This window comes from Flavobacterium sp. EDS, assembly GCF_020991525.1.
Taxonomy (GTDB): Bacteria; Bacteroidota; Bacteroidia; order Flavobacteriales; family Flavobacteriaceae; genus Flavobacterium.
Map to the genome: position 1 here is coordinate 18,845 of NZ_JAJMOZ010000023.1, position 22,262 is coordinate 41,106.

Annotated in this window: 14 protein-coding genes; 5 read left to right on the top strand and 9 right to left on the bottom strand. The window is 32.4% G+C overall.

The genetic code is table 11. From position 1 onward, the window contains the following. Nucleotides 1–128 precede the first annotated feature (128 nt). Nucleotides 129–1,085, top strand: coding sequence for a hypothetical protein (locus LPB87_RS19730; RefSeq protein ID WP_230729043.1), 957 nt, complete (start codon nucleotides 129–131; stop codon nucleotides 1,083–1,085). Next, nucleotides 1,082–3,178 carry an outer membrane beta-barrel family protein gene (locus LPB87_RS19735; protein ID WP_230729044.1) on the top strand — a complete coding sequence of 699 codons (2,097 nt, stop codon included), beginning with the start codon at nucleotides 1,082–1,084 and terminating at the stop codon, nucleotides 3,176–3,178. Before LPB87_RS19730 ends, LPB87_RS19735 begins: the two co-directional genes overlap by 4 nt. An 82-nt stretch (nucleotides 3,179–3,260) precedes the next feature. Here the strand turns inward: LPB87_RS19735 and LPB87_RS19740 are convergent, their stop codons facing one another. After that, complete coding sequence (locus LPB87_RS19740) at nucleotides 3,261–3,863, bottom strand: RsmD family RNA methyltransferase (protein WP_129539057.1); 603 nt, start codon at nucleotides 3,861–3,863, stop codon at nucleotides 3,261–3,263. After that, entirely contained in the window at nucleotides 3,860–4,681 is an 822-nt protein-coding gene (locus tag LPB87_RS19745) for a DUF3822 family protein (RefSeq protein WP_230729045.1), read from the bottom strand. Before LPB87_RS19745 ends, LPB87_RS19740 begins: the two co-directional genes overlap by 4 nt. Before the next feature lie 153 nt (nucleotides 4,682–4,834). Here LPB87_RS19745 and LPB87_RS19750 point away from each other — a divergent pair, with 153 nt between their 5' ends. Continuing rightward, on the top strand, nucleotides 4,835–6,259 hold the full coding sequence (locus LPB87_RS19750; RefSeq protein ID WP_129539055.1) for an AAA family ATPase: 1,425 nt from the start codon (nucleotides 4,835–4,837) through the stop codon (nucleotides 6,257–6,259). A gap of 191 nt (nucleotides 6,260–6,450) precedes the next feature. Then, the gene (ygiD, locus tag LPB87_RS19755) at nucleotides 6,451–7,281 is read left to right on the top strand and encodes a 4,5-DOPA dioxygenase extradiol (RefSeq protein WP_230729046.1); all 831 of its coding nucleotides are present in this window, start codon (nucleotides 6,451–6,453) and stop codon (nucleotides 7,279–7,281) included. Between the two features lie 107 nt (nucleotides 7,282–7,388). Here ygiD and LPB87_RS19760 read toward each other — a convergent pair whose 3' ends face one another. Continuing rightward, nucleotides 7,389–8,708, bottom strand: a complete 1,320-nt coding sequence (locus LPB87_RS19760; protein WP_230729047.1) for a PQQ-binding-like beta-propeller repeat protein — start codon at nucleotides 8,706–8,708, stop codon at nucleotides 7,389–7,391. Nucleotides 8,709–8,853: 145 nt separating this feature from the next. On the opposite strand from LPB87_RS19760, the gene kdsB reads away from it, so the two are divergent. Beyond that, nucleotides 8,854–9,588, top strand: coding sequence for a 3-deoxy-manno-octulosonate cytidylyltransferase (gene kdsB / locus LPB87_RS19765; RefSeq protein ID WP_230729048.1), 735 nt, complete (start codon nucleotides 8,854–8,856; stop codon nucleotides 9,586–9,588). Between the two features lie 426 nt (nucleotides 9,589–10,014). Here the strand turns inward: kdsB and LPB87_RS19770 are convergent, their stop codons facing one another. The 6 genes from LPB87_RS19770 to LPB87_RS19795 form a co-directional block, all read right to left on the bottom strand. Continuing rightward, nucleotides 10,015–12,420, bottom strand: a complete 2,406-nt coding sequence (locus LPB87_RS19770) for an alpha-ketoacid dehydrogenase subunit alpha/beta (protein WP_230729049.1) — start codon at nucleotides 12,418–12,420, stop codon at nucleotides 10,015–10,017. Between the two features lie 187 nt (nucleotides 12,421–12,607). Then, nucleotides 12,608–15,355, bottom strand: coding sequence for an aminopeptidase (locus LPB87_RS19775; RefSeq protein WP_230729050.1), 2,748 nt, complete (start codon nucleotides 15,353–15,355; stop codon nucleotides 12,608–12,610). Between the two features lie 197 nt (nucleotides 15,356–15,552). Continuing rightward, a complete protein-coding gene (locus LPB87_RS19780; RefSeq protein ID WP_129539052.1) occupies nucleotides 15,553–16,281 on the bottom strand; it encodes a TIGR00730 family Rossman fold protein in 729 nt (242 codons plus the stop codon). Nucleotides 16,282–16,433: 152 nt separating this feature from the next. Beyond that, entirely contained in the window at nucleotides 16,434–19,265 is a 2,832-nt protein-coding gene (gene uvrA, locus LPB87_RS19785; protein ID WP_230729051.1) for an excinuclease ABC subunit UvrA, read from the bottom strand. 185 nt (nucleotides 19,266–19,450) lie between these two features. Continuing rightward, a complete protein-coding gene (locus tag LPB87_RS19790) occupies nucleotides 19,451–20,404 on the bottom strand; it encodes a Fic family protein (RefSeq protein ID WP_230729052.1) in 954 nt (317 codons plus the stop codon). Between the two features lie 60 nt (nucleotides 20,405–20,464). Continuing rightward, the gene (locus LPB87_RS19795) at nucleotides 20,465–22,249 is read right to left on the bottom strand and encodes a chloride channel protein (RefSeq protein ID WP_129539049.1); all 1,785 of its coding nucleotides are present in this window, start codon (nucleotides 22,247–22,249) and stop codon (nucleotides 20,465–20,467) included. Nucleotides 22,250–22,262 lie beyond the last annotated feature (13 nt).

Here is a 22,262-nt window from a genome sequence, read left to right on the forward strand (position 1 = left end):
AATACATTTCAAAAATAAGTCTTTTATCTTTTAATTCTTGAATTAACTCCCGATTAACCTACGATTAACTTACAATAGTATTTTTTAGGAGCATTTTTGCAATCGAAATATATAGAAAAATACAAATTATGAGAAAACAATTATCAATGCTGATTCTATTTGGAATTACATTTTGTTATGGACAAAAAATGGAAAAAGTAACGGTAGATTATTTAGATACCAATGATTTATATGTCAATGACGAAGACTCTCAATCATTGCATTATTATAAAATGGTTCCGAAAACGGATATTATTGGTGCTTTGGTAATTTTGCCTTCTGGAGGAGAAACTACAGAAGATTTATTAAAACAAATAACACTGCATGAGTTAGCTGTTAAGAAAGGAATGGTCGTAATTATTCCTTCTATAAATTGGGGAACAGATAGTAGAGAAGCTGATTTTGCTTTTTTAGACAAGATTTTTAATGAAATTGTAACAAAGCACAAAGTCTCTAAGGATAATTTTATTTTAGGAGGTTTATCAAATGGTGGTATTATTTCTTTGACTTATGCAGAAAATTCGGTTAAGAATCCGAGTAAATTCTTTTTAATTCCTAAAGGCATTTTTGCTCTAGATGCTCCGCTGGATCATGCTCGTTTTTATAAATATTGCGAAAGAGAAATTGAAAGAAATTTTTCTGAAGCAGGGGCAAATGAAGCAAAATGGATAAAGGATAATTGGGATAGTTTGTATGGTGGTTCGCCTGATCAGTTTCCTGAAAAATATATCGAAGCTTCTATTTTTTCTTTTGGTGCAAAAGATGGAGGGAATGCAAGATACTTAAAAAACATGCCGATAAGAATGTACACTGATCTGGATATTAACTGGCTAATTAATGAACGTCACCGCGATTTACAGGATTGGAATGGGATTGATATAGTTGGAATGATCAACCAATTAAGAATCATGGGCAATTACAATGCAAATGTAATTATAAGCCAAGGTAAAGGCGTGAAATTAAACGGGAGCAAAAATCCACATTCATGGTCGATAATGGATACAGAGGATTGTTTGAATTGGATTCTTAATTTACTTAAAAAATGATTAAAATAATAATAATTATAATCTGTCTTCTTGTTTCTGCATTTGGATATGCACAAAATGAAACTCTAAAAGATAGTATTCCGAATAAGTTAGAGGAAGTTGTTATTGATGCTAAGTCAAAAACATTTATCAATAAAAACGGAAACTTAAAAATAGATGTACCCAATTCTATTTATAATTCTATTCCTAATACGATGGATTTATTGTCCAAACTGCCTAAAATTATTATAAGTTCAGACAAAGAGAATATTTCTATTGTTGGCAAAGGAACTCCTCTTATTTATATCGATAATCAAAAGGTAGGAATAAACGATTTGAATGCTCTAGCTGTTGATGATATAAAGAATATCGAAATTATCCAGAATCCATCTGCTAAATACGAAGCCGAAGGTAGAGCAGTAATTTTAGTTACAAGAAAGTTTAGTAAAAAAGATGGATTTAGGACCATTTTATCTGAAACAGCTTCTTTTAAGAAAGACTTTAATAATTATATTGGATTTAATTCTAGTTTTAAGAAAGGTAAACTAGAGTGGAAAGCTAATTTTAATTATAACCAATTGCAACCTTGGGAATACCAGAGTGTCGATTATGCAATCCCGAATGCTAGTATTGTTTCGAATTATAACGTTGAGGCTTTTACAAAAAGGAAACAGTTTGTTTTTGGTGGTAGTTTATTTTATAAAATAAATGAGGATGATTATCTGTCGTTTACTGTTAGTAGTAAATTGCAAAGTGATACTTTTTACATAAATGCAAATACTTATAATAAAAAAGAGGATGTTACAAATAACGTTCTAACTTTTACTGATAATGCTAGTAATAAGGATTTTTCGAACTCATTTTTGAATTATTTAAAAAAGATTAAGTCTATTGAAACACAGGTTTTTGCAGGTATTCAATATTCTAATTTTGATCAGGGAGTGTTTAGTGAAGTTCAAAATAACTATAACGATACTGAGTTTGGATTGACACAAATTCGAGATCAAAAATTTAAAGTTGGTGTTTTTTTAGGAAGAATTGATATAGAGAAAAAGTTTAAAAATGAAATGATTTTTGAAGTGGGAGGGCTTTATTCTTCTGCAAATTCAAAGTCAGATTTTGATATTTTCGACTATGAAACAAATCAAAATATACTGAGCCATTATGATTTTAAAGAGCAAAATCTAGCAGGATATAGTCAGTTATCAGGTAAAATAAATAAAATTGATTTTACGGTTGGACTTAGGGTTGAGAATACTAATGCAAATGGAAGATATAAAACGGATGTAACACCTTTAATTGAGAAAAACTACACCGATTTTTTCCCAAAAGCAGAATTTACATTTCCGATAGATAGCACAAAAAGTATTAGTTTAAATTACTCTAAAAGTATTTCTAGACCTAATTATTCCTCTTTAAGTCAAGGAACAACTTATATTAATCCTTATTTTGTATATGCGCGAAATATCAATCTTGACCCGACTATTAGCAACGAAATTTCTTCCGTTTTTCAGTATAATGATAAATCGCTTAAACTAAGTTTTTATCAAAATACAAATCCTGTTTATAGTAGTTTTACTTATGATAAAGAGCAAAATATATTAACTTTTAAAGATGAAAATTTCGATAGAGAGTCAGGTTTTTCAGCCGACTTTACGCTACCCTTTAGTTATGAATTTTGGACAATGACAAATTCTTTAGTTTTCATTTTAGAAAAAATAGAAGATGATTCGGCTCTGTTTTTATCCTCAAAACCCTATTTGTATTATTACTCAAGTAACGAATTTAAACTACCAAAAGGATATACTTTATCTGTTTCTTGCTGGGGATTAACCAAACAACATATAGGAGCATTTGAGAAAAATGAAAGATTTGTTATTGATATGGCACTTTCTAAAACCTTTTTCAAAAACTGGAATTGTACTTTGAGTTTTAATAACGTTTTTAATAATAATGTTATTGAAGAGCAGTTTGTTGTTAATAATGTAAACTCACAAGCAAGATATTTGATAGATTCTCATGAGATTTCAATTGCCATAAAATATTCCTTTGGTAAAATGAAAGACACTGAATTTAAAGGCAAAAATATAAATGATTCAGATAGAATTCGGTAATGTCTATTTAGATATGAATATATAAAAACAAGCCTCCTTGAATAATCAAGGAGGCTTTATGCTTATGTGAATCAGATTTTAGTTATCCTTCGTCGTCTTCGGTATTTTTTGTAGATGTTTCGTTGTTTTCCTCTTCCTCTTCAGATGAATCAAATTCGAAGAAACTAAAAAACGAACCTCCATAACTTTTCTTGAATGAAAAATTACTCAAATGATCGAGTTTAGTGTATTTAGAATGTTCGATAATCATCATTCCGTCTTCTTGCAATAGGTCTCTTTCAAAAACTAGCATGACAATTTTTTCAAATGTAGCTTGATCCATTGCATACGGAGGATCGGCAAAAATGATATCGTAAGAAGTTTTACTGCTTTCTAAGAATTTAAAAACATCACTTTTTGTAGCAGCAATATTAAAGTCATATTCTGCTGCGATTTGTTTGATGAATTTTACACAACCAAAATCACCATCTACAGATGTAATTGGTGTGCATCCGCGAGAAGCAAATTCATAGCTTATGTTTCCGGTTCCGGCGAATAAATCTAATATCTTTAAACCTTCGAAACTAAAATGGTTGTTCAAAACATTAAATAATGCTTCTTTAGACATGTCAGTTGTAGGTCTTACGGGAAGGTTTTTTGGTGGAAAAATGCGTCTTCCTTTGTGTTTTCCTGAAATGATTCTCATGATTGAAAAAGTATAAAATGTTGTTGATTTTGAGCTGTTGAAAAAGAATTTTTTCTTTTTAAGTTAGATACGTCAAACAAGGATACATTTCGGATATACTTATAAGCGATTTCAAAGAAATTATCATCTTCAGAAATCGTTCCTAATAATTCAAGTTTAAAAATCTCTGGGTTCATATTAAGTTGTTCTGCTGTAAACAGTAAGTAATAAATAAAATCCTCAGGAGTTTGATATTCAAAAGAATTAAATAATAATAGTTTTTTGTTTTGCAGTACAATGATTTCAAAATGGCCAAAATTAAAATTGACTACCATTGTCTTTTCGTCATTGTTTTTGGATTGATCCAAAAGCTTTTCGACAAGAATACTATTGGCATGTTTGTATTCGAATGAACCAAACTGGTCAATAAAAAAGTTATTGATATTTACATATGGAATGTAAACAGCATTCATTTGGTAATTAGTAATTACATCGAAAGCAAAAAAATCGGTTTCAAAAACCTTGGTATTATATTGTAAATAACTCCCTAGGAAGTTTTCATCAAAAAGGGCAGTTGGAACAAATGTTGATAAATTGTTGTTGTGAACAACTGTTATTTCATCATAAGTATCTTTAAGCTCGGGATGTTTACTAAAAGCATCAGCAAATAAATCTTCAATTTTTGTAGTTTTATGAAACGTGTCAAAAGTAACTTCGTTTAAAGATAGAATTGTATTGTTTAAAGTATCAAAACAACAAAATGAAAGTCCAGTCAGTGAAACCTGAATAGAAAGTTTTTTGTATTTTTTTGATGTTATATTTGTATTTTGTGATTGCATAAATGGTTTTAGAATTCAATTCTTGTTAAGAATCAAAATAGAATTATACGTGATGACAAACTTACAATTTTTTTTTATTCATTTGGGAATTTATGTGGTTCCCTCGCGTTTGATACCTATATTTGATGATAATTTTACATTAAAATAATCGTTATGAGTTCTTCCTTGTTTTATAGTCTTTTACAAAAAAAGTTTCCTTTTTCTCCTACATATAAACAGGACATTTTTTTCCAAAAGATTGCTATATTTTTAACCGATACAGCTAATGAGACAATTTTTGTGCTTAAAGGGTATGCAGGAACAGGAAAAACCACAGTAATTTCGACTATTGTAAATAATTTAATTGACATTGATAAGAAATATGTCTTGCTTGCACCAACTGGTCGTGCAGCCAAAGTAATTGCGAATTATTCGAGCAAACCAGCTTTTACGATTCATAAAAAAATATATTTCCCAAAGAAATCTTCAGGAGGAGGCGTTTCGTTTACTATTCAGCAAAACAAGCATAAAAACACCATCTTTATTGTCGATGAGGCTTCGATGATTTCCGATAGTAATTCAGACTCTAAATTATATGAAAATGGTTCTCTATTAGACGACTTAATTTCATATGTTTATTCAGGAACCAATTGCAAAATGATTCTTTTGGGAGATACAGCTCAGTTGCCTCCGGTAAATCTAGATATTAGTCCAGCGCTAGATATTCATACTTTAAGCGTAAATTATAACAAAGAAATTGAGCATATCGAACTTGATGAGGTAATGCGTCAGGAAGAAAATTCAGGGATTTTATTTAATGCTACTGAGTTACGTGAATTGTTAAAAGAGAGTTTTATTACTGAGTTTAGATTTGATGTTAAGAAGTTTAAAGATATCGTGCGATTAACAGATGGTTATGATATTCAGGATGCTATCAATTCTGCTTACAGTAATTATAGTATTGAAGATACAGCATTTATAGTACGTTCTAATAAAAGAGCCAATCAGTACAATGAACAAATTAGAACCAAGATTTTGTTTAAAGAAAGTGATCTTTCTACAGGAGATTTCTTGATGGTTGTTAAGAATAATTATTTCTGGTTAAAAGATTCAGATGAAGCTGGTTTTATTGCAAATGGTGATATTATCGAGATTTTAGAAATCTTTAGTATTCAGGAATTGTATGGATTTAAATTTGCTAAAGTAAAAATTAGAATGGTCGATTATCCAAATCAAAAGCCTTTTGAAACAGTTTTGCTATTGGATACTATTAAAAGTGAATCTCCATCATTAACCTACGAAGAATCAAACCGATTGTATGAAGAGGTAATGAAAGATTATGAAAATGAAACGACAAAGTATAAGAAATTCCAGAAAGTAAAAGCCAATGAATATTTTAATGGCTTGCAAGTAAAATTCTCTTATGCGATAACCTGTCATAAATCGCAAGGTGGGCAATGGGATACTGTATTTATTGAACAGCCTTATTTGCCAAACGGAATCGATAGAGATTATATTCGATGGTTGTACACCGCTATGACAAGAGCAAAAAATAAATTATATTTGATAGGATTTAAAGACGAGTATTTTGTTGAATAATTTAAAGTTTTAAATACGAACTTGATTTGTTATAAAATTTAATCGCTTTTCTCTCAGATATTGCTGAGGTTAAGTGTAGCAGGGTTTAAAAACTTGTTGGGTTTGCTTTGAAACAAAATATCTTTAGAATAATTTGTGCTAATTCGTGCCATTCGCGTTAGCTTTTTTAGAAAACCAATCTCTTTATGATTATGAATACACTAAACGACCTACATACTATTTCACAAACTTTTTCGAATACCGATAAAATGCCCGTTTTGTTTCTTGGGCATGGAAGTCCGATGAATGCTATTGAAGAAAATGAGTTTGTAGCTGGATTTAGAAACTTAGCTAAAACTTTGCCTCAACCCAATGCTATTTTATGTATTTCGGCACATTGGTATACCAAAGGAACAAAAGTTACGGCTATGGAAATGCCTAAAACGATTCATGATTTTGGTGGTTTCCCTCAAGCTTTATTTGATGTACAATATCCTGCCAAGGGTAGCCCCGAATTAGCCGTTGAAACGAAAAGAATACTTAGTCCTGTCGAAATAGAATTAGATGAAACTTGGGGTTTAGATCATGGGGCTTGGAGTGTGATAAAACATTTATATCCTGAGGCAAATGTGCCAGTGATTCAGTTAAGTATTGATTACACAAAACCTGGACAATATCATTTTGAATTGGCTCAAAAACTACAATCACTACGCCATAAAGGCGTTTTGATTATTGGTAGTGGTAACATTGTTCATAATTTGAGGCTGATTGATTTTCATAATTATGATAAGGATAATTATGGTTATGATTGGGCGATTGAAGCACGACAGACAATTAATGACTATTTGTTAGACGGGAATTTCCAACCGCTTATCAATTTTGAGAAAATGGATCGAGTGATGCAATTAGCAATCCCAACACCCGATCATTATTTACCACTGCTTTACACTTTAGGATTAAAAGAAAAATCAGAAGAACTAAGTTTGTTTAACGATAAATTGATGGCAGGGTCGCTGAGTATGACATCAGTTAAGATTATGTGATTTTTTAGTTTCAAGTTTCAAGTTTCAAGTTTCAAGTTTGGCAACTTTGCGCCTTTGTGCCTTTGTGCTCTTTGCGGTTAATTTTAGTTTCTAAGTAGGTATAAGTTTTAATAGCCTGTTGTTAGTCTAATTGCATAAAAATACCCATCTGCACTCCCGAAATAAACAGTATTGTTGCTAATAAACGGTGATGAAACGATTGCGCCAAGTTTGTAGAATTCATCCATAACCTTTTTGCTCTCTTTGTATTGAGATAAATCTGAGCCTTTGGCCGCGTAAACAAAATCTAGATTGTCGTTGTTTAGTATTTCGCCAGCATGTTTTTTTCTTGCATCTGTACTTATAAGCTTTGATATTTTGCCCGACGAAAGCATGTCTAGAGAAAAGAAGTTACCTGTAAAGTCTCCAAAATAAATAGTGCTTCCTGCAATTGCTGGTGATGAATATACGTATCCACTAGTTCTAAAGCGATAGAGTTCTCTGCCTGTTTTAGAATCTAATGCAAGTAATGCATAGGTATCTGAGGTTCCTACATATAGAATGTTGTCTAATACTATTGCCGAGCTGAGAATCCATGAGTTTTCTGCATCATATCTCCAGATTTCTTTTCCTGTTTCTGAGTTTAAAGCAAAAAGGTAAGGATCTCTAGCTCCAAAATATACCATTCCATCGGCAACAGTTACAGACGATTGAATTCCTTTGAATCCCGTTTTGGTTCCTGTAGAAAACTTCCATTTTTCTTTTCCTGTTGTGCAATTGATTGCATACAAATTAGCATCCCATCCGCCAATATATAATATGTTTTTATCTATAACTGGTGTGCTATGAATTGGACCGTTAGTTTTAAATTTCCAATTAAGACTTCCTTTTTTTGCATCGAGTGAGTATACATTTCCGTCACTACTTCCAAAAAGAACCGAAGCTTGTTTGTCGTCTTTGTAAATAACAGGTGATGATAAAAAATAATCCCATAAATTATCCATAGCTCCCTCAATGCCAGTTTCTCTATACCAATTCTCACCTCCAGTTCTGAATTTCCATATCTGATTACCTGTTTTGGTATTTACAGCATAATAATAACCATCAAAGCTGCCAAAATAGATAGTATTTTCATAAATACATGGCGAACTATGAACTGCACCGTTTGTTTTAAATTTCCATTTTAAATTTCCAGAATTTTCTTCGATTGCATAAAGATATCCATCTTCGCTACCAATAAAAACGATTCCATCTTTTGCAATTGGAGAAGAAAAGATTTTACCATCGGTTTTAAATTTCCATTTTACATCTCCTAATGGTAAATATCCTTTACCTGGAAATACTCGATCAGAGAATGAGTTTATGATTGATGTTTCAGTTTTTTGTGCAAATGCGCTATGCATAACTAAAAAGAAATAGAGAGGGAGAAGTGCTAATGATCTTTTCATATTTTTATTTTTCGTATAAAAATAAAAATTTTATAATATATTAAACTTTAGTTATTTAAGAAATATGTTATAAATAAATTTTTTAAACCTGATAGTGAATAAGTATATTTGTTTTCAGGATTGAACATTAATAATACTATCAAAAATGAAAACAATAGCAGTTATTCCCGCACGTTACGCTTCTACACGATTTCCAGCGAAACTGATGCAAGATTTGGGAGGTAAAACAGTAATTTTAAGAACCTATCAAGCTGCAATGCAAACCAACTTGTTTGATGATGTATTTGTTGTGACCGATTCGGATATTATATTCGATGAAATCGTCTCGAATGGAGGTAAAGCCATAATGAGTATTAAAGAACATGAGTCGGGAAGTGATAGGATTGCTGAAGCAATCCAAGATTTAGACGTAGATATTGTTGTAAATGTTCAAGGTGATGAGCCTTTTATTGATGCAGAACCCTTAGCAAAGGTTATTGAAGTTTTTAGAAATGATTTCGATAAAAAAGTAGATTTGGCTTCTTTAATGCGTGAAATAAAAGACGAATTTGAAATAAATAATCCTAATAATGTAAAAGTAGTGGTAGATCAAAGTGGATTTGCTTTGTATTTTTCTCGCTCTGTAATTCCATATCCAAGAGACAAAGATGTTGGAGTATGTTATTTTCAGCATATTGGAATTTATGCTTTTAGGAAGCAGGCATTATTGGATTTTTATAGCCTTCCGATGAAAACTCTTGAAGCTTCAGAGAAGCTAGAGCAGTTACGTTATTTAGAGTTCGGAAAACGTATTAAAATGGTCGAAACTACTCATGTAGGTATAGGAATTGATACACCAGAGGATTTAGAAAAAGCAAGATTATTGTTGTTATCGAAATAAAGTTACTGTATAGTCTTGTCTTCCTGAGTGTTTCGGAATTTCGGGAGAAGATCAGTAGCGGCCTTCGACTCCGCTCAGGGTGACAGTATAGTGTATAAGTGATGTAATGAGTATTTGCTTGTTGTAGTATATTCATTATGTTGTCAGGCTGAGCGGAGTCGAAGCCCTACGTAACGGTAATCTTTGCTTAGTCTGACATACTTTAATAAATACGCAAGTCTTAGCCCTGTCCCGATAACTATCGGGAGTAGCGGCATCCTTTTTCTGGCTTTTTTGCCAGTAAAAGATATAGCGGACAGCAGGAAGTAGCTCCTTAAAAAAGGAGTTGTTATAAAAATAAAAAAGATTTATTTAAACAGTCTATAAAAAAAGCTCCAAAACGTGAAGATTTGGAGCTTTTTTATATTTGATGATTAAACTAATTTCTTAGTATAAATTAGGATATTTAGAAGGATTTACCTCATTCATCATGCTGTATACTTTTTCATAAATATCTTCGGCAGAAGGTTTTGAAAAGTAATCTCCATCAGTCCCATAAGCAGGACGGTGAGCTTTTGCAGTTAATGTTTGTGGTTTGCTATCTAGATGTACGTATGCGTCTTGTTGTTCGACAATTTGTTGCAGGATGAAAGCTGAAGCACCACCTGGTAAATCTTCATCGATTACTAGCAAGCGATTTGTTTTAGCGATACTTTTTACGATATCCTGATTGATATCAAACGGAAGTAATGATTGTAAATCGATAACCTCGCAGTCAATACCAGCTTGCAATAATTCAGTGGCAGCTTGTTCAACTAATCGCAAAGTCGATCCGTATGAAACTAGGGTGATGTCTTTACCTTCTCTTAAAGTTTCAACAACTCCAATAGGGGTTTTAAATTCTCCGTAGTTGCTAGGAGCTTTTTCTTTTAATCGATATCCGTTTAAACATTCGATTACAAGAGCAGGTTCGTCACATTCTAATAAAGAGTTATAAAATCCTGCAGCTTGAGTCATGTTTCTAGGAACTAGTACATGTATTCCGCGTATAGCATTGATGATCATTCCCATTGGAGAACCCGAATGCCAGATGCCTTCTAAGCGGTGACCACGCGTTCTAATGATTAATGGAGCTTTTTGTTTACCTACAGTTCTGTATTGTAAAGTAGCCAAATCATCACTCATAATTTGGATTGCATATAGTAGATAATCTAAATATTGAATTTCAGCAATAGGACGTAAGCCTCTTAAAGCCATTCCAATTCCTTGACCAATTATGGTTGCTTCACGAATACCTACATCGGCAACACGAAGTTCTCCATATTTTTCTTGCATTCCTTCTAATCCTTGGTTAACGTCGCCAATGTTTCCTACGTCTTCACCAAAAATTAAGGTTTCAGGGTATTTAGTAAAGATTGCATCAAAGTTATCTCTAACAATCATTCTGCCATCTACATCTAAGCTGTTAGCTTCATATTTTGGTAAAACTTTCTCTACAGAGAAAACATTTAAATCAGAGTCTGAGAATAAATTACTGCTAAATCTCTCTTGAGTTGTAGCTATATAAGATGTGATCCAATTTGCTAATTCAGTTTTGCAGTCTTCGTTTACAATTAAGCGCAATACTTTACGAGCAACAACTAGCATTTCCTTTTTTAGAGGAGATTTTACAGTACTTAATTCAGAAGTAAGTTTTATTATTTGGTCTTTATTTGCGCTTTTTGGAGCAATGTTTTCTAATAAAGAAAGTAATTCTTTTTGATCGTGTATAATTGGATCTATAAAAGAATTCCATGCTTCTTTTTTAGCGTCAAAAACTTCTTTTTTAAGTTCAAGTTCCATCTCAGAGAGTTCTTCAGGAGAAGCAATATTGATGGCAATCATCCATAATCTCATTTGACGAATACAGTCAAAATCTTTTTCCCAAGCCAAACGAGTTGCATTCTTATAACGTTCGTGAGAACCAGAAGTAGAGTGTCCTTGCGGTTGTGTTAATTCGTTTACATGAATTAATACAGGAATATGTTTTTCGCGGGCAATAGCAGCCGCTTCTTCGTAAGTTGCTATTAATTCGGCATAATCCCAACCTTTAACTCTAAAGATTTCATATCCGTTTGAGTTTTCATCACGTTGGTATCCTTTTAATATTTCAGAGATATTTTCTTTAGTGGTTTGATGTCTTGCATGAACCGAAATTCCGTACTCATCATCCCAAACACTCATTACCATTGGTACTTGTAATACTCCAGCAGCATTTATAGTTTCAAAAAATAAACCTTCAGAAGTACTGGCATTTCCAATAGTTCCCCATGCAATTTCGTTACCATTAACAGAAAAATTATCTTTGATTTTTATACCATCAACATTTCTGTATATTTTAGATGCCTGAGCAAGTCCTAATAATCTTGGCATTTGTCCAGCAGTAGGAGAGATATCAGCACTAGAATTTTTTTGTTTGGTTAGGTTTTTCCATGAACCATCTTCATTTAAACTATGAGTAACAAAGTGTCCACCCATTTGTCTTCCTGCAGACATAGGATCAAAATCTAAATCTGTATGTCCGTACAAACCAGCAAAAAATTGTTTAGGAGTTAATTCTCCAATAGCCATCATAAAAGTTTGATCACGGTAGTATCCTGATCGGAAGTCACCATTCTTGAAAGCTTTAGCCATTGCCAATTGAGGAACTTCTTTTCCGTCGCCAAAAATTCCAAATTTGGCTTTTCCTGTCAATACCTCCTTACGGCCTAATAGGCTACATTCCCTGCTGATTATAGCGATTCTGTAGTCGTTCAAAACTTCAGTTTTGAAATCTTCGAAAGTAAGTGTAGTATTGTTTTTTTCTTTTATCATAATCTGGAAAGGGTCATGTTAGGTCACAAAATTACTTAAAAAGTAGCAATTATCATAATTCGTTAAAAAAAATATAATTTAATTATCTGTATTTAAATGGGTATAACGGGATACTTTTTTTATTGTATTTTTATTGTTTTGTTTAATTTTGTGATAATAATTTATGTTTTATTTAATTTTTATTTGATTAAAACCACTTTCTTGTAAAAAGATTGGTTAATGTTTTAGGAGATAAAGTGACTACAAATCGTATTTTTTCGCCATAATTATCTTGAGAAATTTCCCATCCATTATTAGAATATACAGGAAAATACAATTCAAAGTAATCTGGAACAAAATTTAATCGGATACCACTATCATATATAAATTTTTCAGAAAGGCCTTTACTCTTAATAAAACCAACGTCGCCATAAGCTTCTATCCAGTTCCATAGCGAATAACTTGCATTTAAAGTTCCTATCCATTGATTAGCAAATTGAGGAATTAGTTTTGATTTAAAACCTCCTTCGGCCATTATAAATTGTTGACTAAAAATACCAGTGCTTTCAGATCTGCCATAATAGTTATAGTCAAATAGGTAATCAGTAGGGCGATCAATACCAAAACTGAAATAATCAGAATTGGTGTTGTTGTATAAAAAAGTTCCAGCGTACATTCTTAGGTTAATTTGGCGATTGTTTTCAAAAAGTTTTCTGAATTCTATTTCGCTGGCAAGTTTTCCAAATTGGCTAGCAAATTGGACTTCCGACATAAAATTAAAATGATTCGTAATCTCTGTTTTTGTATTATAATAACGAGCATTGAAAACTGAATAATTGGGACTAGAATTATCAGTTATATAATTACTTTTTTCTCTATTTACAATAACTTGGCGCATTGTGATAAGTTGTTTTCTGTTGTCACGAAAATTTTCTTCTCTGATACGTAACTGTACCATTGGGTTTAATTTTAGATACGTTGCGTCTGGAGCGTAGTGAAAATAAGCCTCAGAAAAGGAATATCTTATATTGTATAAGGTACTATTTCTAAAATTCTGAACATAAGAGAAGCCAGACGAACCAGATATAGTCTTTGCTTTTATAGAGTAAGCAGGATTTACATCAAATGTAAATGGTTTGTCTAATATTGTTTTGTTATGAAAACGTATTCCAGGAGCAATCCCATCATAATAATTATAATTAAGAGTCGGAATGTAGATTATCTGATTGTAATAGGGATCTTCTAAATCTTTTACAAAATTAAATTTTATAGGACGATTGGTTGGTGAAAAACCTTTTAAGGATTTCCAGTTGTTTCTCAAATTATATTCAGGAACTTCATTTTGATAATTTATAACAATTTTATCTGCATTTTTTCTTTCTACAGTAAATGTAGTGTCGGTGCTTTTAGTGTCTATCCATTGTTTAAACATTATATCTTTTTTCTTCACTCCATATATTGGAATCGGAAGATAATTATCTGTTTTGTTTCTTATAGAAAACGTAACGCTGTCTTTTGTTTTAGAAACATTATGAAATTTGTAATCAATTATTTTTCTAGAGTTAATTATAATATCAAAGAACCAATCAATGTTCTTTTTGGCATTATAATTCATTAAACTTTCAAAGTTTGTACGACTTACTTGCTCTATTTTATTAAGTTCATAAAAATCCTGAATGCTCGTTTGTACACTATTGTTACCCAAATAATCATCTAGATAGCTAAGGCTTAGTCCAGCTCGGTATTTGCTGGCAATTTGTTCATTAAATTTTATTAGCGTGTTCTTAGGATCGCCTAGTGGCTGGTCGAGGTTCTTGCGAGCCATAAGCATATAAAAATAGCTGTATTGCTCATTAAAACTCAAATTTGTTAGTTTGTAGCTTTTTAAGATCTTTAGTTTAGAAAGACTTCCCATCATTTTCTGATCAGGGTAGTTTTCTTCGATATATTTCATCATGACATATATTTGAATGCCATCATAAATCCAGTTGTCTTTTCTGGGGTCAAGGCGTAAGCTGTTTTTTAAATAAGTGTTTAAGTACGTTTTTAAGAACTTAATTTCAAACATAAATGCATCAGGAAACGGATTTATAAATGAAGGCAACTGGTTTAAACCATAAAACGGATTTCTTTCATAATCTATTTGCGAAACAGTAATTTTATTATGCGGATATGTACCAATATAAGCATTTGTGTAATCTACAATTTTGCTTATAGCAAGAGCTTTCTGTATTTCGTCTAAATTGTTATTCCTTAAATTAGTGGAAACTTCTAGGGAGCCAATTTTATAATTTTTGAAACTATTCTTCGGTTCAATAAACATACTGAAATCAGTTCTCTTATTGCCAGAATAGCTAGTGTTGCTGTAAGTCTCAAATTGATCTTGAGAAACCTTATCTAAGTCAGTTGTGATAGTGTAATTGTTCGGAATTTTTATTTCAACGTCATAATCAGTAGTAGCATTTGCAATGTCATCTAGATTGTAATTGTTGTATTTTATAAAACGATGATTTTCAAATCGGGCAGGCGTTAAGAACCAGTTTTTTAGGTTTAAACTTCCGTTTTGTGAAAATCCATATCTTGTAAATTTATCACTAGGAATCTTAACAATATAGGTCAGGTGTAAAACAATAGTTTCGTTAGGAGCTAGTTTCTGGTTTAGCTTAACGACAATAAAATCGGGGTTCTTAACAGATCTTTCCCAAGCAAGTGCTCCGTCTTGAGTATCGGCTAAGCTTATAATTGTTGTATTTCCACGTTCTTCTGGTTTTGCAAGATGGAATCCTCTGTAAAATTCATCCGAAAAACGTTTGGCAAGTGGGGTGTTTTTATCTGAAAAAGAATTGTTCCAATCATTAAGAACAACAGAAATTAAGGTGTCGTTTGATACATTGTTAAAAGTAATTTCTTGTCTAATGTTCAATGTTTTTAGCTCGAGATTTACCGCAACCGCCATTTTAGAATGATGCTGTGCGTATTGTTTTATCGAACTAAATAAAACAAAAATACAAATAGTAAATTTAGAAAGTAACTTCAATGATTATCCTTAAAGATTTAATAACGAAATAAATATACTATTAATTGTGGATTTATGAAACTTAATAGACAGAAAAAAGCATAAAAAAAGCTGTTGTTACACAGCTTTTTTAAATTTTAGAAATTAGGACTTAAATCATATTTTTTATAGAATTTATCCAGAGCTTCAACTACTTCATCTTCAGAATCAACGATTTTGAATAAATCTAAATCCTCAGGACTTACAGTATGTTCTTTCTCTACCAAAGTAGTTTTTACCCAATCAATTAATCCTGACCAAAATTCGGTTCCAACTAAAATAATAGGAAATTTTCCAATTTTCTTAGTCTGAATTAAAGTGATAGCTTCAAACATTTCGTCAAGAGTTCCAAAACCACCTGGCATAACCACAAAGCCTTGAGAATATTTTACAAACATTACTTTACGAACAAAAAAGTAATCGAAATTTAAGTTTTTATCGTGGTCGATATAAGGGTTAAAATGTTGCTCAAAAGGCAATTCAATGTTCAATCCAACTGAAGTTCCACCTCCTAAATGAGCACCCTTATTACCAGCTTCCATGATCCCGGGACCACCACCAGTAATTACACCATAGCCAGCTTTACTGATTTTATAGGCAATTTTCTCAGCCAATAAATAATATTTATTATCTGATTTTGTTCTTGCTGATCCAAAAATAGACACACACGGACCAATGCGTCCCATGTTTTCATATCCATTTACAAATTCAGCCATGATTTTAAAAATCGCCCAACTATCATTGGTTCTAATTTCGTTCCATGTTTTTTGTTTTAATCTATCTTGGATTACTTTATCCTCGTCATTGTCAAAATCTTCTAATCTCATTTTATTTTGTATTAATTTATTTTTCAGGAGCATTTACCAGCTATTCGCTTTATCTTTTGGTTTTTAAAGAAAAAACCAAAAGGATGCCGCTACTATCTGGGCTAGGGCTTCCGTCTTAAAAGTGTATTTGTTTTAAAGCGGGGCGCAATATACTAAGATAATTCTTTTTTCAAAAACTGCGCTGTATAACTTTTCTTGTTTTTTATTATTTCTTCGGGAGTTCCTTTTGCAATAAGCTGTCCGCCACCTTTTCCGCCTTCGGGACCAATATCAATAATATAATCAGCAAGTTTAATTACATCCATATTATGCTCGATAATCAATATAGTATTTCCTTTATCGACCAATTTATTAATCACATCCATAAGAACCCGAATGTCTTCAAAATGCAATCCAGTTGTAGGTTCGTCAAGAATATAGAATGTATTTCCAGTATCTTTTTTAGATAATTCACCAGCAAGTTTAATACGTTGCGCTTCACCACCAGAAAGCGTTGTGCTTTGCTGACCAAGTGTGATATAACCTAAGCCAACATCCTGTATAGTTTTTACTTTTCTGTAAATTTTCGGAATGTTCTCAAAAAACGGAACCGCTTCATCTACAGTCATATTTAAAACATCCGAAATGGATTTTCCTTTATAACGTATCTCAAGAGTTTCTCTGTTAAAACGTTTTCCTTGACAAGTCTCGCATTCAACATAAACATCAGGTAAAAAATTCATTTCGATAGTTCTCACACCGGAACCTTCACAAGTTTCGCAACGGCCACCTTTTACATTAAAACTAAAACGACCTGCTTTATAACCACGAATCATACTTTCAGAAGTCATCGTAAATAGATTTCTTATCTCAGTAAAAACTTCAGTATATGTTGCCGGATTCGAACGTGGAGTTCTACCAATCGGACTTTGGTCAATATCGATAACTTTATCTATATGTTCCAAGCCTTCAATTTTTTTATAAGGCTGTGGTTTCTTTACACCATTAAAATAATAAGCATTAAGAATAGGGTACAGTGTTTCATTTATCAATGTTGATTTCCCGCTTCCAGAAACACCAGTAACGCAAATCATTTTTCCTAAAGGCAATTCAATAGAAACATTTTTTAGGTTATTTCCTGTTGCACCAGTAAGTTTTAAAAACTTTCCGTTTCCTTCACGACGTTTTGCAGGAATTTCGATTTTCATTTCTCCATTCATGTACATAGCCGTTATGGTATGGTGCTGCAGAATTTCCTCTGGAGTTCCTTTACTTATAATTTCACCACCATATTTTCCTGCTTTAGGGCCAATATCAATAACATAATCGGCACGTTCAATCATGTCCTTGTCGTGTTCTACTACAATAACAGAATTCCCGATATCACGCAATTGTTCCAAAGAATGAATTAGTTTTTCATTGTCTCTTTGGTGCAAGCCAATGCTTGGTTCATCTAGAATATATAATACCCCAACTAATTGTGAACCAATCTGGGTTGCTAATCGAATACGTTGCGCTTCACCACCAGAAAGAGATTTAGAACTTCGGCTTAATGCTAAATAATTTAAACCTACATTCATTAAGAAGTTCAGGCGGTCTTTTATTTCTTTAACAACTTCAGAAGCAATCAAAAGTTGTTTGTCGGTTAAATGACTGTTCAGATCTAAGAACCATGCAGTCAAATCAGATATATCCATATCACACAATTCGGTGATATTTTTTTCATTTATTTTGAAAAATAAAGCTTCTTTTTTTAATCTAGAGCCATGACATTCTGGACATTTTATTTCGTCCATAAAATCTTTTGCCCAACGTTTTATTGTAGTCGAAGCACTTTCGTCGTGTTGACTTTTGATGAAATTAGATATTCCTTCAAAATCTATTTTATAATCACGAGCTACACCCAAATCTTTTGAGTTAACGGTAAATTTATCTTTTCCACCATGTAAGATCATATGCATGGCTTCAGCAGAAATTTTTTCGATAGGATCGGTAATTTTAAAACCAAACTTCTCTCCAATAACTTCCAGCTGTTTGAAAATCCAAGACGATTTATATTCGCCAAGCGGAACAAATCCACCGGCTTTAATAGATAATTTAGGATTCGGAATTATTTTTTTTATGTTGATTTCATGTACGGTTCCTAATCCGTTACAATGAGGGCAAGCTCCTTTTGGAGAGTTAAAAGAAAATAAATTCGGCTCAGGATTTTGATAAGATATTCCAGTAGAGGGACACATTAAATTACGACTAAAATAGCGCACCTCATTAGTATCCTGATCTAAAATCATCAATACATTTTCACCATGATGCATAGCAGTATTAATGCTTTCAGATAATCGCTTTTGATTGTCAGGAGTATCTTCAATAACCATTCTGTCAACAACAATCTCAATATCATGTGTTTTGTAACGGTCTAGTTTCATGCCGGTAACTAAATCCTGAACTTCACCATTAACACGAACTTTTATGAAACCTTGTTTGGTTATTTGTTGAAAAAGCTCGGCATAATGACCTTTACGTGCTTTAATTACAGGAGCAAGAATGTTAATGCGTTTGCCATTAAAATCATGAATAATCAAATCTTTAATTTGTTCGTCGCTATAGCTCACCATTTTTTCGCCTGTATTATAACTATAGGCATCAGCGCCTCTCGCATATAATAAACGGAGGAAATCATATATTTCGGTAATCGTACCTACGGTAGAACGAGGACTTTTACTAGTTGTTTTTTGTTCAATAGCAATAACAGGCGAAAGGCCATCGATTTTATCAACATCAGGACGTTCTAAGCCACCTAGAAACTGTCTGGCATAGGCTGAAAAAGTTTCTACATAACGACGTTGACCCTCGGCATAGATAGTATCAAATGCCAAAGAAGATTTCCCTGAGCCTGATAAACCGGTAATTACGACCAGTTTTTCACGAGGAATAGAAATATCGATGTTTTTTAGGTTGTGAACTCTTGCGCCAAGAACTTCAATAGTATTATTTGTATCCGACATAATTTTTGCAAAAAAGCAAAGTTACCATTTTGATTTGTTCTTTCGATATAACAGTATAGAAGTTTGTGTTAAAATAGAATATGGATGAAACTGATTTAATATATGTTGCGTTAAAAAGAACACGAATAAAACAGATTTCATCCGCGTCCCATTACACACACAGGAAAAAACGCCAACTTAAATAGTTAGCGTTTTCTTTTGCGAGTTAAAATGTAATTATCAATGGCTTCTTTGGTTGTGTACCAATTGCGTCCTTCTTTATAAGCATCTATTTTACCTGTTCTAGCTAATAAGCTCACGTATTCCTGACCATAAGGAGCACTTGGTTCACTTACAATATTAGATATCGTTTGGTATTCGGTTTCGTTACCAGGCATTGCATTTAAATAAATAGTAAGGGTTCTTTCTAGAGCTTGACACATTAAAAGAACTAGTTTTTGATAATTACCATTGTTTGCCTGATTGAGTGCTTCGTAATATTTTTTTCTATCATTTTTAAGGATAATGGCAGGTGGAAAACCACAACGCATCAATAGTAAATTCATACTCAAGCGAACTGTACGACCATTACCATCAAAAAATGGATGAATCCAAACAAATTTATGATGAAAAATAGCTGCTAGCTCGATATCATTTAAACCTAGTGGATTTGTATTTATAAAATCGATTAATTCATCTAGATAATCGGAGACTTTGTTAGCATTTGGAGGCATAAAATTAGCACCCGAAATACGAACACCACCATTTCTGATACGTCCTGCAAAATCCTCTTCGATAGAACGTAAGACTAAATTATGAAGAGAAAGTATATCTATACTTCGAAGTTTGTAATCATCAGTTACTATTGAGTATACATAATCAATGGCTTTATCATGGTTGTGAGTTTCAAAATGTTCTCGAAGTGATTTACCTTTTATAGTAATTCCTTCCTGTATTACCATTTGGGTTTCTCGTAAGCTCATTGTATTGCCTTCGATGCTATTAGAATTGTATGTCCATTCTATCGATAAGCTTTCACGGATTTTATTCAAAGCGATAGTAGGCAATGGTCTGCTGGCTTGCAAATCTTGTCTTTTTTGGTAGAGTCTTTTAAATGTTGATTCAAACTCGTTTCTATATGTTAAGTCTATATTCCACATTCCACAAAGATACGTCTTAATATCGGATATTTTTAATTTATACGCTATCCGATAATAAGGTTATTCTATTGTCATAGATTTTAACTTGGTTCTATAGGCTTCTAGTGCTATAGATTTGGAAATGAACCCGTAATATTTTCCATTTTTTATTACAGGCAAGAAAGCCACTTTAGATGCTTCAAATTTATTCATCACTGTTTCCATGCTATCTATTGAGGAAATAGTTGCCGGAGGAGTTTTCATAACATCTTTTATCAAGGTATATTTTACTCTGTAAACATTAAAGATAATTTCTCGGATATCATTAAAATGTACTATTCCTACTAGTTCTGAATCTGAATTTATTACAGCAAAAACAACTTGATTAGAGTGCGAAATATAATCAACTAATTTACTAAGATGCTCATCAGGAGAAACTGTTAAATAATCGGTCTGAATGATAGAATCGATTTCTAGAGTCGACAAAATATTAGAATCTTTATTGCTTGTAAAAGCATGTCCTTTCTGCGCTAATCCTTTTACATCTAGAGAATATTTTTCGAAACGTTTAGAAATAGCAAAACTAATTGAGGAAACAATCATAAGCGGAATCATTAAGCTATAACCACCCGTAATTTCGGCAATAAGGAAAATAGCTGTAAGAGGCGCATGAAATAAACCGCTTAAGATTCCAGCCATTCCTACCATTGTAAAATTACTAATTGGTAGTTGCGTAAGACCTGTTAGGCTAATCAATTTAGAAAAGAAATAACCTATGTAAGAACCTAAAAATAAAGAAGGAGCAAAGTTACCACCATTACCACCACTACCAATTGTTAAACCAGAAGCAAAAACTTTTACCATCATAGTACATCCAACAAAAAGTAATAAAACCCACTGGTTATTTCTGAAGCCTTCAAATAGGGTATTGTCTAATAATTTTCCAGGGTCACTTTCTGATAAGGTCTTAATGCTTTCATATCCTTCACCAAAAAGGGTTGGGAATATGAATATAAGAATTGCTAACATCGAAGAACCAAATAGCGCTTTTTTATAAGCACTCATTTTTAATTTAGAAAAATAGTGTTCTACTCTTTGAAAGTTTCTAGCATAATATACCGCTATAAAGCCGGTTAATACTCCTAAAAGTACATAGAAAGGGATATTGTGATAATCAAAAGTTTGTTGTTGTTTAAAATTTAATAAGATGTTTTCATCTAGAACAATCGCCGAAACCAAAGCGCCAGTAGCAGCCGAAATCATAATTGGAGTAAATGCTGAAATGCTTACATCAACTAATAAAACTTCGATAGCAAAAAGAACACCAGCAATTGGGGCATTAAACGCAGCTGCAATTCCAGCTGCAACACCACAACCAATAAGTAATGTTCGGTCTTTATAAGGTAATTTGTAATTTTGGGCATAATTAGATCCAAAAGCAGCTCCAGTAACCACAATTGGGCTTTCTAAACCTGCAGAACCACCAAGACCAACAGTAAGGGAGCTGGTGATAATTTGCGCATACATTTGCTTTTTAGGGATAATACTAGCCTTTTTAGCAACAGTATATAAAATCTGAGAAGTACCTTTTTCAATAGTTCCACCTAAGACTCTCTTTACTACAAAAACGGTAAGTAAGATACCAATGATAGGTAAGATACTATTAATGAAACTTAGTTTTAGAATACCATTAATGTAAGTGGCAAACGAGAACACACTATGCGCAAAGGTTTTTAAGACAATTACAGCAAAGGCACAGGAAATACCAACCAAAACACTGGACATGAATATAAATTGCTTTTGCGTCAATATAGATTGCAGCATAGCAATAATTGATTCGAATCTCCTGAAGTATTTTTTTAACATTATGTTTTAAAAA

Excerpts from the sequence above, each read along its gene's own strand:
- uvrA (WP_230729051.1), bottom strand. The coding sequence starts at position 19,265 with ATGTCGGATACAAATAATACTATTGAAGTTCTTGGCGCAAGAGTTCAC.
- LPB87_RS19770 (WP_230729049.1), bottom strand. The coding sequence starts at position 12,420 with ATGATAAAAGAAAAAAACAATACTACACTTACTTTCGAAGATTTCAAA.
- LPB87_RS19745 (WP_230729045.1), bottom strand. The coding sequence starts at position 4,681 with ATGCAATCACAAAATACAAATATAACATCAAAAAAATACAAAAAACTT.
- LPB87_RS19795 (WP_129539049.1), bottom strand. The coding sequence starts at position 22,249 with ATGTTAAAAAAATACTTCAGGAGATTCGAATCAATTATTGCTATGCTG.
- LPB87_RS19735 (WP_230729044.1), top strand. The coding sequence starts at position 1,082 with ATGATTAAAATAATAATAATTATAATCTGTCTTCTTGTTTCTGCATTT.
- kdsB (WP_230729048.1), top strand. The coding sequence starts at position 8,854 with ATGAAAACAATAGCAGTTATTCCCGCACGTTACGCTTCTACACGATTT.
- LPB87_RS19775 (WP_230729050.1), bottom strand. The coding sequence starts at position 15,355 with ATGGCGGTTGCGGTAAATCTCGAGCTAAAAACATTGAACATTAGACAA.
- LPB87_RS19760 (WP_230729047.1), bottom strand. The coding sequence starts at position 8,708 with ATGAAAAGATCATTAGCACTTCTCCCTCTCTATTTCTTTTTAGTTATG.
- LPB87_RS19730 (WP_230729043.1), top strand. The coding sequence starts at position 129 with ATGAGAAAACAATTATCAATGCTGATTCTATTTGGAATTACATTTTGT.
- LPB87_RS19740 (WP_129539057.1), bottom strand. The coding sequence starts at position 3,863 with ATGAGAATCATTTCAGGAAAACACAAAGGAAGACGCATTTTTCCACCA.
- LPB87_RS19750 (WP_129539055.1), top strand. The coding sequence starts at position 4,835 with ATGAGTTCTTCCTTGTTTTATAGTCTTTTACAAAAAAAGTTTCCTTTT.
- ygiD (WP_230729046.1), top strand. The coding sequence starts at position 6,451 with ATGAATACACTAAACGACCTACATACTATTTCACAAACTTTTTCGAAT.
- LPB87_RS19780 (WP_129539052.1), bottom strand. The coding sequence starts at position 16,281 with ATGAGATTAGAAGATTTTGACAATGACGAGGATAAAGTAATCCAAGAT.
- LPB87_RS19790 (WP_230729052.1), bottom strand. The coding sequence starts at position 20,404 with ATGTGGAATATAGACTTAACATATAGAAACGAGTTTGAATCAACATTT.